This is a genomic window from Herbaspirillum sp. RV1423, from assembly GCF_000577615.1.
Lineage (GTDB): Bacteria > Pseudomonadota > Gammaproteobacteria > Burkholderiales > Burkholderiaceae_D > Herbaspirillum.
Genome location: NZ_CBXX010000056.1, coordinates 12,737 through 27,356, shown reverse-complemented (window position 1 = coordinate 27,356; position 14,620 = coordinate 12,737). Strand labels below are relative to the sequence as shown.

General features: G+C 52.8%; 16 protein-coding genes. All 16 read right to left on the bottom strand.

Features of this window, described 5'->3' with window-relative positions; genetic code table 11:
* Nucleotides 1-56: 56 nt before the first annotated feature.
* Nucleotides 57-983, bottom strand: coding sequence for a copper resistance D family protein (locus tag RV1423_RS26800; protein ID WP_034303652.1), 927 nt, complete (start codon nt 981-983; stop codon nt 57-59).
* Nucleotide 984: 1 nt separating this feature from the next.
* A complete protein-coding gene (locus RV1423_RS29480) occupies nt 985-1,353 on the bottom strand; it encodes a copper resistance protein CopC (protein ID WP_081769035.1) in 369 nt (122 codons plus the stop codon).
* Between the two features lie 92 nt (nt 1,354-1,445).
* A complete protein-coding gene (locus tag RV1423_RS26790) occupies nt 1,446-1,715 on the bottom strand; it encodes a copper-binding protein (protein WP_231502527.1) in 270 nt (89 codons plus the stop codon).
* Nucleotides 1,716-1,819: 104 nt separating this feature from the next.
* On the bottom strand, nt 1,820-2,302 hold the full coding sequence (locus RV1423_RS26785; protein WP_034303648.1) for a plastocyanin/azurin family copper-binding protein: 483 nt from the start codon (nt 2,300-2,302) through the stop codon (nt 1,820-1,822).
* Nucleotides 2,303-2,355: 53 nt separating this feature from the next.
* Nucleotides 2,356-3,747: a multicopper oxidase family protein gene (locus tag RV1423_RS26780; RefSeq protein ID WP_034303647.1), complete on the bottom strand. Its 1,392-nt coding sequence runs from the start codon at nt 3,745-3,747 to the stop codon at nt 2,356-2,358.
* 30 nt (nt 3,748-3,777) lie between these two features.
* Entirely contained in the window at nt 3,778-5,184 is a 1,407-nt protein-coding gene (locus tag RV1423_RS26775) for a TolC family protein (RefSeq protein WP_231502524.1), read from the bottom strand.
* A 2-nt stretch (nt 5,185-5,186) separates the two neighbouring features.
* A complete protein-coding gene (locus RV1423_RS26770) occupies nt 5,187-5,537 on the bottom strand; it encodes a hypothetical protein (protein WP_034303644.1) in 351 nt (116 codons plus the stop codon).
* Between the two features lie 101 nt (nt 5,538-5,638).
* Nucleotides 5,639-6,052 carry a hypothetical protein gene (locus RV1423_RS30220; RefSeq protein ID WP_155835322.1) on the bottom strand — a complete coding sequence of 138 codons (414 nt, stop codon included), beginning with the start codon at nt 6,050-6,052 and terminating at the stop codon, nt 5,639-5,641.
* A gap of 182 nt (nt 6,053-6,234) precedes the next feature.
* A complete protein-coding gene (locus RV1423_RS26765; RefSeq protein ID WP_081769034.1) occupies nt 6,235-8,598 on the bottom strand; it encodes a heavy metal translocating P-type ATPase in 2,364 nt (787 codons plus the stop codon).
* Entirely contained in the window at nt 8,588-8,995 is a 408-nt protein-coding gene (locus RV1423_RS30215) for a hypothetical protein (protein ID WP_155835321.1), read from the bottom strand. Before RV1423_RS30215 ends, RV1423_RS26765 begins: the two co-directional genes overlap by 11 nt.
* Before the next feature lie 226 nt (nt 8,996-9,221).
* Complete coding sequence (locus RV1423_RS30210) at nt 9,222-9,539, bottom strand: hypothetical protein (protein WP_155835320.1); 318 nt, start codon at nt 9,537-9,539, stop codon at nt 9,222-9,224.
* A 10-nt stretch (nt 9,540-9,549) separates the two neighbouring features.
* The gene (locus RV1423_RS26760) at nt 9,550-9,828 is read right to left on the bottom strand and encodes a hypothetical protein (RefSeq protein WP_034303642.1); all 279 of its coding nucleotides are present in this window, start codon (nt 9,826-9,828) and stop codon (nt 9,550-9,552) included.
* Nucleotides 9,829-9,914: 86 nt separating this feature from the next.
* The gene (locus tag RV1423_RS26755) at nt 9,915-10,190 is read right to left on the bottom strand and encodes a HigA family addiction module antitoxin (RefSeq protein ID WP_034302315.1); all 276 of its coding nucleotides are present in this window, start codon (nt 10,188-10,190) and stop codon (nt 9,915-9,917) included.
* Between the two features lie 19 nt (nt 10,191-10,209).
* A complete protein-coding gene (locus RV1423_RS29475; protein ID WP_081769033.1) occupies nt 10,210-10,488 on the bottom strand; it encodes a type II toxin-antitoxin system RelE/ParE family toxin in 279 nt (92 codons plus the stop codon).
* A 274-nt stretch (nt 10,489-10,762) separates the two neighbouring features.
* Nucleotides 10,763-11,473 carry a hypothetical protein gene (locus tag RV1423_RS26750; RefSeq protein ID WP_034303670.1) on the bottom strand — a complete coding sequence of 237 codons (711 nt, stop codon included), beginning with the start codon at nt 11,471-11,473 and terminating at the stop codon, nt 10,763-10,765.
* Nucleotides 11,474-11,608: 135 nt separating this feature from the next.
* Nucleotides 11,609-14,548: a Tn3 family transposase gene (locus RV1423_RS26745; RefSeq protein WP_034303641.1), complete on the bottom strand. Its 2,940-nt coding sequence runs from the start codon at nt 14,546-14,548 to the stop codon at nt 11,609-11,611.
* Nucleotides 14,549-14,620 lie beyond the last annotated feature (72 nt).

Sequence of the window (14,620 nt, the reverse complement as noted above, 5' to 3'; positions counted from 1 at the left end):
ATGGTTTCAGATGTCGATATCGCTATGACATCGACATCTTCGTTTCGATTATCGCATTACGAAGCGTCGGGCCCAACTGCTGTCGTCAGAATAGCCGTGGTGGCCAGAATGAGCAACGCCAACACAATTTCACTTCGAATCGAGAATCGCAGAGTACGAATTGCAGACCAGTCCCCCTCCATCAATCGAGGAGTCAGGCGAGTTTTATTCAATGCGGCCAAGCCAAGTAGCAAAGCGACCCAAAACATCTTGATCACAAACAGAGTGCCGTATTCCGACGACCAGAGCGCCTTGGGCGTACCCAAGATAATCCATAGCAACCAGATTCCACAAAGCAGCAGAATACCGACCGCCGCAGCGGCGTACTGACCAAAACGATGTGAAACAGCAGCGATATTCGGCAAGCTGTCGCCATACGTAAGACGATGCAACGGCCACAAAGCCCCTATCCAAAATGCGACGGTCACCAAATGCAATGACACGAGAAGCTGCGGTAGCCATTTAATTTGCGGGGCGATCGCGACTTCTCCGGCATGTCCGACCAGCGCAAAGGAGGCAACGGCAACAACACCGCCAAAGCTAGCGATAAGCTGAGTTCCGGCCCTCATCTGCGAACGCCGCACTAGTAAAACGATAGTCAAAAGACCGGCGACATGTAAAAACGTTGCAGGGCCTTCGGTGGATTCGACAACCATCCGTAACATGGGCCCATCTAGCAGACCTCCCACATCGCCCGTCATCATGGCACTCATGATGCAGACCCGGAAAAGCGACAAAACAATCCCAACAACACCAGTTACCGAAATGAAATTCTTTATCGAGGCATTTTCCTGCTCAGTCAGCCTCCCTGAAAATATGGCCAAAAAGAAAACCCCACCTGAGGCAGCGAAGCTGGCGCCGTAAGTGAAGGCCTTGGTAACGATGGCAGAAATCTGCCATACATCGAGATCATAGTAAAACGACAATGATGCGAGACCTAGCATGTTATTTGCCAGATACAGTAAACGAGGCAGAACCTGTCATCGCGTGACCGTCATCGCCCAGCGTGGACCATTTTGCGTGGTATTTACCGGCTGTGAGTGGGGGCAAGGAAACATTGAAAGTTGTCGATGCCGCCGCCGCCGGATCAACTGGGACAGCAATCTCTTCCGATTCTTTATTCAATTTAAACTTCGTCAGCTTTGCTGCATGACCAAATTCCAGATGAAAAACTTTTGGTGCATCAGTCAGAACAGCCCCATTGGCTGGTGTTGACGATTTCAAGGTTGCGTGTGCCGAAGCCGAGCCGGGAACGAAGAGTGCTGAGGAGATCAGTGCAAGAGTGAGGGCGGATAAAATGCGTTTGTTAAACATGGGACTTCCTTATGGGAGGAACTACGATAAAAATACTGGATACAGCAGGCCGGCCAAGACGATCCTCGTGTGTTACCGGCCTACAGTTTGATTTACTTCGCTGCGTCGATCTTGGTGACGGTCAACGCACCACCCACTTTTTCTGCAATGAAATGAATCTGATCGCCAGCCTTGACCTGGTCGAGCATCGCAGGATCTTTTACGCGAAAGACCATTGTCATACCGGGCATATCCAAGTTGGCCAATGGACCGTGTTTGATCGTTACTTTGCCGGCATCCTTGTCCACTTTTTTGACTTCGCCAGAAGACATTGCCGATGCGCTATCCATTTTCATATCGCCCATCGCACCCGGCTTAGACATATCTTCGGCAGCCATTGACGAGAGTGGCAACGTCATCGCCAACAACACTGTTGCACACAACATCGAACGTGATTTCATGATCATTTCCTTAATTTAAAAGTTAATTATTTGACAGCAACTGTGCCCTTCATACCGGCTTCAAAGTGACCCGGTTGAAGGCATGCAAAATCAAAAGTACCTGCCTTTGTAAACTGCCAGACGATTTCACCTGTTTTACCTGGATCAACGGAGACTTGATTTTCATCGGCATGCTCCATCTCTGGATTCTTACGCATGACCTCGGCGTGCTCCTTCAGTTCTTGCATTGTCCCCAGCACCATTTCGTGCTTGATCTTGCCGGAATTTTTAACAATGAACTTCACTGTTTCGCCGCGTTTAACGTTGATCGTCGCTGGGGTAAAGCGCATGGCGTCGCTCATGTCAACGGTCATCGTACGCGTCACTTTCGCAGGATTTCCGGGCTTTCCAATGGCCGAGGCATGATCGTCATGACCGGCGCCATGCGCGTGTTCTCCGGTGCCGCTGGCAACTGCGGTGAGGGACAGGGAAGATAAGAGTAATGTCGAAACGAACAATAATTTTTTCATGATTATTCCTTTTTGATAAACGGTATTAAATGAATGGTTGATAAGATAGGAAGTCAATGGTCGCTGTGTGATCCTCCCTTAGTCACCTTGAGTATTTTTTCTCCAGGCTTAGCGGCCATCCGCTGTGTATCCGGGGAACGAGTCGCTGCCGGCATATCGGCATCAGCACCTTTCCATTCATAGGCGACGGTGCCAGCCGGATGCTTGTACCAGCCAGGATCCTTGTAATCGTTACGCGCTATGCCTTTGCGCACTTTGACAGTCGTAAACATGCCCCCCATTTCAATCCCACCGAAAGGACCAGTACCGGTCATCATTGGCAAGGTATTGTCTGGAAGTGGCATTTCCATCTCTCCCATCGAGCCGCCTTTATCTCCCATGACCATATAGTCAGGAATCAAGGTATTGATTTTACTCAGTGCACTGCGCTGATCGACGCCGATCATGGTGGGAACGTCATGCCCCATCGCATTCATCGTGTGATGCGACTTATGGCAATGGAATGCCCAATCGCCAAGATCCGTGGCATCGAACTCGATGGCCCGCATCTGACCAACTGCGATATCAGTTGTCACTTCTGGCCAACGTGACGCTGGGGGCGTCCAGCCGCCATCAGTGCCAGTGACCACGAATTCATGACCATGCAAGTGAATCGGATGATTAGTCATTGTCAGATTGCCGACGCGAATACGTACACGATCTCCCTGATTGCAGACCATGGAATCAATACCGGGGAACACACGACTGTTGAAAGTCCACAGGTTGAAATCGAGCATGGTGCTGGTTTTAGGTGTGAAACTGCCCGGATCAATGTCGTAAGCATTCAACAGAAAGACGAAGTCACGATCTACCTTGTGCTGGCTCGCATCTTTTGGATGTGTGATCCAAAACCCCATCATGCCCATGGCCATTTGTGTCATTTCGTCTGCATGGGGGTGGTACATAAATGTCCCGGGACGCTTGGCGACAAATTCATATACGAAGGTTTTTCCTGGCTGAATGCCGGGCTGAGTCAACCCAGTAACACCGTCCATGCCATTGGGCAACCGTTGACCATGCCAATGAACGCTCGTGTGTTCTGGCAATTTGTTGGTCACAAAAATACGAACACGGTCACCTTCCACGACTTCGATGGTAGGCCCCGGCGATTGGCCGTTATAGCCCCACAAATTGGCTTTCATTCCTGGCGCCATTTCGCGCACAACGGGCTCGGCCACCAAATGAAACTCCTTCACGCCATTTTTCATGCGCCAAGGAAGAGTCCAGCCATTGAGGGTGACCACCGGGTTGTAAGGGCGACCGTTAGGAGGCACCAGAGGAGCTTGCGTGTTAGGGCCGTCCATGGTGACAGCTTCAGGCAACGAGGCAGCACCGACACGGCTTACCAATCCAGCACTCAAGGCAACGGCGCCGGCACCGGTAAAGAAATTTCGACGAGAAACCATAATATGTATCCTTTGAAAAACTGTTCGCGATTAATCAGCAGAGGCCCCAACCTTGGCGCTGCCAAGGCCTGCCGCATCGGCAGAGCGGCCGGTTTGTGCCATCTTCAGCGCGGACTCTGCAATCCAGTAGTCGCGCAAGGCGTCAATGGCGCCATTGACACTCATGACCTGATCCCGTGCATCTGCCAACAAAGTAAAAACACCGATCAGCATTCCGTTGTAGCGCAGCATCTGCTCCTCAGAGATGCGCTTCTTTAACGGAACGACTTCATCTCGATAATGTCTGGCAATGTCATATGCGCCGCGATAGGTGGAATAGGCTTGCCGTACTTCGGAGCGAGCATTGATCGCCAGTTCGGCCGATCTGTTAACGGCTTGCATATACATTGCTTCGGCCTTGGAGACACGTGCCGTACCCCAGTCAAACAAGGGAATCTCAAAGCTCACTTCGAACCCGTTTTCGGTAGTCGGTGATTCGCGATAGGAGTTATGCAGGAAACCGACGTCCAGGACGTTCACAAAACGAGTGGCCTTTGTCAGCCCCAGCGAATCAGCAAGCCCAGACAATTCGCGTTTGGTCATGAGAATGTCCAGACGATTTTGCATGGCACGCGCTTCGGCATCGTTGATTTCTTCAGGCGCCTTAGGCAGTGCTGGCAACCGGTCCGGTAATTTGAAAGCAGTGTTAGTGCCCCACAGCCCCATAAGTCGTGTCAACTTCTCACGTTCAATGGTGGCCGTTTGCATTGCTTTGGCCAGTTGTACCGTCACGTCAGCATAAAACCCCTGTTCACGCGAATGTTCCAGCTTGCTCCAGTTACCCACGGAGGTCATCTTGCGTGCGAGCTCAGCACTTGCTTCCGTTGAGTCTTTGACCTGACGCATATATTTCACGGTTTCCTGCGCAGCCACAGCAGAGAAATAAGCGCGACGTGTTGCATCTACCACCGCCAAAGCATCACCGGCGGCCCGTAGTTGCGCTTGCTCGAAGCGGCGACTTTCAATCTTGGTCGCAAACGGCATCGTCAGCAGGCTCATGACAGGAATCATCAACTTGCGATCGACTTCCAGGTCACCGCCGCGGCGAACACGGCCAAAGGTAAAGCTTGGGTTGGGAATTCTGCCGGCTTGCACCAGACTCGATTCCGCAATACCCAGCTCTGCGTAGTTGGCTTGCAAGCCACGATTGTTGAGCAGAGCGATCGTGACGGCATCATCTACGCTCAGCGGCTTGGCAAGCAACGGATCAATGGTCTTGCGGACATCGGACGCATCTTCGTCGGTTTTGACCCATTTCACATTTTGACCGGTGCGTTCTTTGGTCAGGCTCTGCACGGTATTAAAGCCGCCATCAGCCGAAAAGGATGCACAGCCACCGAGGAACAATACGGATACCGCGATTGCTACGGGGCGCAGGGATTGAGAAAATTGGCGCATCGTCATTCCTTTGCTTTCCTAGAGCCCATCGACGACATATCGTGAGCTGGCGCCGGTGCCATTGATTTATCTTTACCTGATGTCGGCATCTCCGCCTTCATCGAATCCATGTTATGAGTGGCTTCACCGTCACCTGCTTGACGCACGGTGTCGTTCGATTGGCGCCAAGGGATCAATTTGGCTTCTTGGAAAGACTGGTAGCCAGAAAACGCTGAGTCATAGGTCGTAGCCGGTACAACTGCAGCCGGATCCAACGGATCGTTGCTCTTTTGTGATGTCTGCGCAAAGACGGTGACGGGCAAAACAAATGCCACAGCAAGCGTCGCGCTCTGCCAGGAACGGAGATTGGTCATGATTGCCCCCTAAAGGGATAGATGATGTTAATAGGTACGGATTTCCGCGAAAGCGGAGCTGCTACGGCAGCCGTCGGCCAAAAAATGGACGAGGCTAGGGTTTACAGCAGGAAGGAGTGAGGCGGACGTTCGAGGCCATCGGGAAAATTGATGGCGAAACGCTTCTCTGGAGAAATGTGAACAGGCAAACGGCTAATTGACGGGGAAAGGACGGCAGGAATGGGTTGCGAAAGCGCGGTACCCAGGCAACAACCGGCGCAGGCACTGCATTTCCCATCAAGGTCATGCCCGCCAGGGGAATGAGCGCTATCGGAACTCACGTGCACTTCTACCACGACATGAGGCTCGGCCTCATCAGCGTGATGATGAGACGCCACTTCACGTGACGCGGTGTGCGACATCGCACCGTGGTGATGACTTACTCCACAATCGAGCATGATGGCCGTGGCAAAGCTTTGCACAGGGAGTGCAAGCATGACCAACCATATCAGCACGATTTTTAGTTTCGGAAGCATCTGAGCAGTATAAGTTAAAAGATAGAGGTGAACAATTAGAGAAAAAACACATCCCTACCGCGACGTTGCCTTCAGAAAACTTGCTAAAACAAAGCTTTGACGACGGTTACCATCCTAACGAAGTCAAGATGACTCAAAGATATCTCTTAGATTACAAATTTGTAATCTAAGAGATATCAATCTCATTTCCGGCTGCGTAGCCTCAGAGCATTGGTGATGACGGAGACCGAACTCAAGCTCATTGCGAGAGCCGCAATCATTGGCGAAAGCAATTGCCCGGTAAAGGGATACAAAATACCTGCGGCCAAGGGAATACCTAAAGCGTTGTAGACGAAAGCAAAACCTAGGTTCTGTCGCATATTTCGCACGGTTTCCAAAGATAGGAGCCGTGCACGGGCAATTGCTCTCAGATCCCCTTTAACTAAAGTGAGGTGAGCACTATTGATTGCAACATCGGTACCGGTCCCCATCGCGATGCCGACATCTGCTTTAGCGAGCGCCGGAGCGTCGTTGATGCCATCGCCCGCCATAGCAACGATTTTTCCTTGCTTTTGCAGCCGCTCGACCAAGGCCAACTTGTCTTGCGGCTTGACCTCCCCATACACCTCACTGATACCCAGTTTTTTTGCCACGGCCTTCGCTGTTGTAAGACCATCGCCGGTTGCCATGATGATGGTTATCCCGGCTTCCGTTAAGGTATTGAGCGCATCCACCGTCGTCGCTTTGATGGGGTCTGATACCGCCACGAGACCCGCCAGCGCGCCATCGATGGCAAGATACATAACGCTCGCGCCTTCACTTCGCAATATCTCTGCCTGATCAGCAAGAGGATGCCAATCTATTTTCTCAGCATCCATCAGTGCAGTATTGCCAAGAGCAACCGGCAACCCTGACACACTACCACGCACGCCTATACCGCTCGACGACTCAAATCGATCTGGTTTAATCAAGGGCAAATCGCGTCGACGCGCTTCAGCCACAATGGCATGTGCAAGCGGATGTTCGCTACCCTGGTCAATACTGGCCGCAATCTGAAGAACAGAGGATTCAGTATTGTTTGCCGCAGCTATGACGCGATCAAATTCGGGGCGGCCTTCGGTCAAGGTGCCGGTCTTATCCACAATCAGGGTGTCTACCTTTCTCATAGATTCAATTGCCGCCGCATCACGAAATAACATCCCTTGCGTAGCTGCACGTCCCGTAGCGGCCATAATGGACATCGGCGTCGCCAATCCGAGAGCACAAGGACAAGCGATAATCAGAACTGCAACGGCATTTACAAATCCATAGACCCAGCTTGGATCTGGCCCAAACAATCCCCAACCGAATAGAGTCAATATCGCGATGCTCACAACGACAATGACAAAATATCTGGCAACAACGTCCGCTAGCCGCTGCATCGGAGCACGTGAACGTTGAGCTTGCGCCACCATCTGGACGATCTGCGATAGCATGGTTTGCGAGCCTACTTTTTCGGAGCGAATAACCAGACTCCCGCTAGTATTAAGTGTCGCCCCAATAACTTTGTCGTCGACCCGTTTAGTGACCGGCAACGGCTCCCCCGTAAGCATGGACTCGTCAACGGCGCTTTCCCCTTCGACAACGACGCCATCCGCAGGTAACTTTTCTCCTGGCCGTACCCGCAATAGATCGCCTAAATGCACATGGGTCAGTGGAATATCTTCTTCAGTACCGTCTTCCAGAATACGGCGTGCTGTCTTGGGTGCCAAACCTAAGAGAGATTTGATTGCAGCCGACGTTTGCGAGCGGGCCCGCAATTCCAGCATTTGCCCCAATAAGGTCAATGAAATGATGACCGCTGCAGCTTCATAGTAAACACCGAGCCGCCCATGCGCCATGAAAGATGTCGGGAAGACACCTGGCACCACTGTGGCAACAACGCTATAGCCGTAAGCGGCAGTAACGCCGAATCCAATCAAAGTCCACATGTTGGGACTGCGCTGTGTCAGGGACTGAAAGCAACGCACGAAGAATGGCCAACCAGCCCAGAGAACGACGGGCGTACTTAGGGCTAACTCGATCCAGTTTTGCTGCGGTACCCCGGCAGGAAGAAACTGATGGGCCGCCATCGCCAATACGGTCACAACAACCGTTGCTGGCAATGTCCACCAAAAACGTCTACGGAAATCAACAAGCTCCGGATTCTCCTCTTCCTCCAAGGATGGCATTACGGGTTCCAATGTCATACCGCATTTTGGACAGCTACCGGGCGTCGACTGGCGAATCTCCGGATGCATCGGGCAGGTGTAGATGGCTCCTTCTTGCGCTTCTGGCAGAGACGGAGGCTTCTGAATATCAACATAGCTGGTAGGAGATGCCTGGAACTTCCTCAGACAGCCTGTGCTGCAGAAATAATAGTCATTGCCCTGATAGGCAAGGTATTTTTTTTCATCTGCTGCCACAGTCATGCCGCAGACCGGATCGGTGAGTGTTTTGGCCGTCGTAGTAGTCAATGAAGAAGCCGCATTATTTACGTCTGAATGCACGTAGTCACCATGTGCATGTTGATGTGAATCATGTGTCATAAGCCAATCCTTCAAGAAATGAGGGCGATGGAGATCTGCAGCTAAGTGTGGACCAACGAATAAGGCTCGCTATCGGGAACTGTGATGTTACGACCTTCCACCAGGGGAAGGTCAAGTCTGCCTTCTCAGTGTTGGCCCACACTTTCATGCCTTCACCGGCGCGGGTTACGTAGACTATCCATACATCCTGCGCAACGATGTCGGCGAGACTATTACCGCCGAGTCGTTTTTTTCCTTGCTTGGCAAATCTGCCGGTCAATGTCGGCCCCGCCGATTCCAGCGTTGGAACGGCCATGGGCCGGTGCCAGGAACGGGAAGAAGCAGGGTCTCTCACTACTTCCGAAACATTCGTTATATCAATGCGAAACGCGCCGCGCAGTATCTTGCCGACGAACATGAGAGCGCTCCCCGAGCTGCTCGCTCAGTGAACCTTTTGCCAGATGCCTGGGATGATCTGAAAATTTACTCTCGGCGTCTCCGTAGCTGGAAACAATTTCGCAAAACACAATGGCGTTGAACGTCAGATCAAATGCTACCGAAGTTAGTCATTATGGTTAATTCCTGGCTACGCTTATCTTTCCGGGATTTTTATCTTGGGATGACCGACTCTAGGATTAATAGACCTAAATCGCCTTTCGCATGCGAAAGACTTCGGACTTAAGCGTGTTGCCATACAAGATATCCACAATTTCAAGATGGGATTTTGCCGACTTCGCTTCTTCGATAATTGACGTCAAGGACGCTTCAGCGTCATTAGAAGTTCGCCAAAAAAGCGCTTGAGAAATAACATCATCGCCTTCTTCACTTTCGCCTCTAAATAACACGGTAACGACGTGAAGTGCTGTTGGCCGATTCCTTGCGGTCGAGAACACGCTTTTCAAGCTCGTCGGCGTTCTTCCGCGTCGTTTCGTAATGCTTACGCTGGTGGTCGTGATCGCCATGACGTTTTACTCACTCAAAAATTTCGGCAAGCGCCGATAGAGCATCTTCCCTAGCCGATTCTTTCGAGGGGGACATCCCGCACCTCAAGCCGCTCCGCGTATTGGCCGCCCAATACGTTAGCCCAGTCTCCAAAATTTCCCCACTTTCAAAATCGACCCTAGCGTCCCAATTTGCAAGTTTTAATGCTCCAATATCCTCTCGCATAACCTCGTTGCCACTCGCTTCAAGCCACCGTTCCAACGGGACTGCCAACTGCTTGGCTGCTTCTTGAAGATTGTCGTAGTTCATTAATTTCCCCCTAACGAGGCTTGATTGTGCGACATTGCCCAATACCTGGCATTTATCAACTGTTATCCGGCGAGCATACAAGCTTCCTATGCTGCGATGCGTTCAATTTTGGGGCGCTTGACCTTGCCAGCCTGGTATAAGTCGAATTGCAGCTGCATTCCTGCCCACAATTCAGGGCTGGTACCGAAGGCAGAACCAAGGCGGTACGCCATGTCAGGCGAAATACCGGCCGCACCTGTAACGACACGTTGAAGCGTGACCCGGCCAACGCCAAGACGAGTGGCGGCTTCAGTCACGGTGACATCCCCCAGATACTCTCTCAATACCTCTCCGGGGTGAGGCGGGTTATGCATGCGAGTCATATAAAAACCTCCGTAAAATTCAGTGATAGTCGAGATAATCCACAAGGATCGCGTCCGCACCCTCAAAAGCGAAAATCAATCGCCAGTTTCCATTGACCGTAATTGCCCAATGTCCCTTTAGATCACCTTTTAAAGGATGCAGCCCCCACGATGGGGCTGATAAATCTTCCGGCTGTACAGCTTGATCCAGTGCTGCCAGTTGAAGCCGCAATTTGGTCGCGTGTGCGGCCTGGATTCCAGCTTTGCTACCCGTTTCAAAGAAGCGGTGCAGTCCTTTGTGTCGAAAGCTTTTAATCATGAGATGAATTGTATCGTGTATCGCTACACAGCGCAATGAATGGGCGGGATTATGAGTGTTCTGTTATCTTGCGGTGATGCCACGCAGTTTCATGCAAGCAGCACACATCCACATTTTTCTACCATTGCGGTTCAAGTAAGAGCCCGCCTGCGCGTCTCCATATCCTTGATGATACCCACAGAATAACTTGCCGGTAGCAAGTGCCACATTGGATGTCAGTCGCGATTTTTCATTCGCGCTTGTCGTTTCAGATGAATTCATAGTCGTAGAAGGCTCAGTGATGCATGCTGGTCAACAGATGCAAAACGGATTTTGCATTCGAATCAATTTCTTCCAAGACACCCAGCCAGTGGCCAATAACACGCTTAACACTCGGTCCAGGTTGTGTATCCCGCCATACGGATAGTATCCGGCGGTATCCAATCATATCGGCTCGCTGCACGCAATAAGAAGTGGCCAACTGGGTCTTCTCAACATCGCTGAGGGCCGTAGAAATGCCCGCAGCCCGTTGCAACAATACAATTTGTTCGGCTGTATTTTCTTGAACATCCCGTAGATGATCGATAATCAAAGGAAGGCCCAACGGATCTGGATGGGTAATGACCTTGATCTCCTCCTCGTCGCTATTTCCAGTCCTTACTTTCAAGATGTCGTACTTATCGCAGGCCACCAGGCGTACCGATGGAATATTGATCTTGGTCCAAGGAAATAGATCATTCTTTTGTGCCACAAGCATGCGAAGCTCATCTTTAAACCCACGCTCTAGCCTTGGGGAAGCCTGTGCTGGAGTGTCGGCATCCCCCATCTCCCAGATGCGGCTAATGTGATTTTCACGCTCCTTCGGGTCTGGGAACAAGCTGATGTTCCAGGCGAGACAGCACACCATCGCCGTTTTGTTTCTCGCTTCCAAATCACGAATAAAAAGAAGATGAGGAAGCACAAAGGTGGAAAAACAAGATGCTACCGAAAACTGTTTTATTTTCATGTCCATACACTCGTTTCTAAACGACTTCGCAGGGCCGATGTCGTTATCTGGGAGTTCTTGCACATCGAGGCCGGCGCTGCCCTAACCAATGAGACATGTCCGTCGCATGTTCCTTTGCGGTAGAAAACAGCATGATTATGACCGTTTCCGGACAGCATCCACAGTAGCTGCGATGCTATTAGGCAGAATGCGTTGCGCATAATCCGCCAGCGGGAATTCGAACGTGCCTCGCAGGTTGATGCCTTCCAGATTGGTAGGCGCAATACGACGCAGGTCTTCTGGTGGCAGGCTTTCCCCACCGACGGCCTCTATTCGCTCGACCGCGTGTTGCATGTGCTGGGTATTCCACGCCATCAGGGCGTTCGTTAAGAGCGACAGGCTCGATGACACGGCGGCCAGCGATTCCGGCCGCTTGGCCAGTTCGGTCGGTATCTTGCCAGTATGGACGGCGCGTTGCACAGCATGGACAGCCTCACCACGGTTCAAGGCGTGCCGTAGTTCGCGTCGGAACGCAGGGTTGGTGAAATAATCTATCAGGAAAATCGACCGCAGCAACCGCCCGAGCTGCACGCCACCATCGTACACATCCTGACCACGAGCGGCCGAACCGAAGCGTTGCAAAGCCTGCACTGCCGTACAGCGACCGCTCTGGATGGACGCAACCACACGTACGAATTCGTCGTAGATCGCCTCAATCGCATGAAGGTCTACATCGCCGGCGACCACAGGGACGACTTCGCCCGGCACCTCGTGGCCAACTGGCACATGCAGATAGCGGTCACGCATGTGTTGCAGGACCGGGCATAGGTCAAATTTCAGGCCCTTGGCCACGGCAATGCCGAAATCGGTGTAGCCGTGCGTGTCGACTGCGAGTTGGGCAACGTCGTCGGTGCCGGCTTGCCGTACCACCCCTTCGATAGCGGCGCCGACCTGGCGCTCCTTGAGCAGAATGGGCGTGTCGTAAAAGATACCCCAGCGATCCCGTACATGGGTGTAGATGCCAATCGATGCGGTGCGGCGGCGCGGATCGGCACGCGCCTGCCAGACGGTGCGCGTCGTCTCCAGGCTCATCATGTCGCTCGATGCCAAATCTCCGCGTCCCCAGTGTGCAGCAATCGGATGGCGGTGCATGTAAGCCAGTATGGCATCCGCCGCTTCGCGTAACTTGCGCTCGTCGGCGACCAGCTTCATCATCTGACGGATAGCCGATGCCTTCAGTTCTGGGATCATGCGGGAAATGTCAGCGGCCGATAGCGACGTGCCGTGCGCAAGAACGGCAGCGTAGACCAGCAGCAGTTCGCTGCGCGAGCGTGGTTCACGACCGAGTAACAGCCAGGAAAACCGCACCTCGCTGTCGATGTCCAGGATAATTTTCGGCAGCTGCCCTACGGGCCGCTCTTCGAAAATCGCCCGACGCAGGGCGTCTAGATGCGGTGCCTTGTCCTCGGCCTTGAGCACCTCGTTACGGATACTCCCGTCTTCGATCCGGACCTCACCGCGCAGATAGGCATCCCGAAGTCGTTCGAGCCCCTGATCGAGGTGATCGACAACCTTGCCCAGAAAAACCTTCGGGTCTTGCGGCATTTCGAGATGGCCATAATAGTGATGGCGCTTGGCCTTCCATTCCGCCTCTGAAATGAGCAGCGTCGCCCGACTACGGAAGGAAAAACTGTGGTCGACATACACCGAACCGTTGCGCAATGCCATGCGCAACGCTGAGATGGTGGCCCATTCGAATGCGCGCATCGCCTCAATGCGGTCTACTCCGTAAATGAGGTCTCGCCACACGCGACCGAGCTTGATCTCGATGCTCGCCGGCAGTTCGTTGCCGCCATTCTGCCCATAAAGACTGCGTAGTACGTTTATCGCATCAATGACGGGATGCTGCGTTTCAGATTCAAAGGGAAGCTTGACAAGCTTGTGCAGCATAGCGCGTGCCTGGGCGCTTTTGGTCATCAACTGTAGGCGGATCAAGCTGCGCCGGCTCGGCGCATGCTGGGTGAGCATCTGGTCGGCCAGATCGGCAATCTGAGCGAGCGTCTCGTCTGCGGGGTGAGTCTTGTCCTGTGCCAGCGCCTTGACTGCTTCAGCGAAGCTGCAAAGTTGCTTCTTGAGATCGGGGCGGCCGCCGTCGACCTGTCTGCCGGCCTCGTTGGTCACATCAATCGCCCAGCGCCGGAACATCGCCAACAACTGGTCTGTCGCTGAGCACAACGCATAGCGCATGAAGCAGGCAGCTTCCAGCTTGCGTGACTGAGACTGAACACGCTTACTGACCGATGGCGGCCGGTTCGCGCAGCGGCGCGCGTAATAGCGCACCAAGGTCTCGTTCACGTCTATCGGCCAAGTTGCCGTTACCTTCAGCGCATAAAGCCTGTCGATCTTGTCGAACAGTTCAGCCATCTGGACTGTCGAATGCTTCAGCGGCACGGCCCACAGCCATTGCTGCAGGCTGCCGTATTCGCCCTCTGGCGCGGGGAGTTGCCGACCCCATTCGGTGATTGTGGCGTTACCCACCGATAGCAGCAATGCCTTCTCCAGGAATGCCTCATGGCTGCGAATCGCTTCGGCGATCACGCGTTTAAGCAAGCGATCATGAGCGATCAGGATACGATGTTCGTACAGCCAGCATTTGACCTGCATAAGCAACGTTGACGTGTCAGGCCGTCCGACTAGCGTCTCCTTGAGCCAACGCACAAGATAGCGGCGCTGGTGCTCGGTCATGCTCCCAAAGCCAAGTGTCTGATAAGCAAGCTGTTGGTGGTCGACCAACGTGCGCGGACGAGTGTCGTACAGCGAACGGAGCGTGCCAATGTCCGGCGGCGCAATCTCCAATTGCTCGCCAACATGCGTCCAAAGCGCCTTCGGGATCTGCTTATAGGCATCAAGCGTACGGCCGGTCATACGCACAAATCCGAGATGTAAGGCCAGCGCCAGCTTGTATAGATCACGGCGCCGATCGTTGATCAGGGCTCGTTCTTTGACGGAAAATGTGAAGAACGTATTGAGTTCAAACTCGTTCAGCTCAGCCGGAATGTGGCGCAAGCCAAGGTAGGGAGCATGCCAGTGGTCCATTTTGATTCTTCGGGGAAAGAAAAATGACTTCCATCATACTCGGCGAAAATGGCAATCAGCAAGTAGCTGATT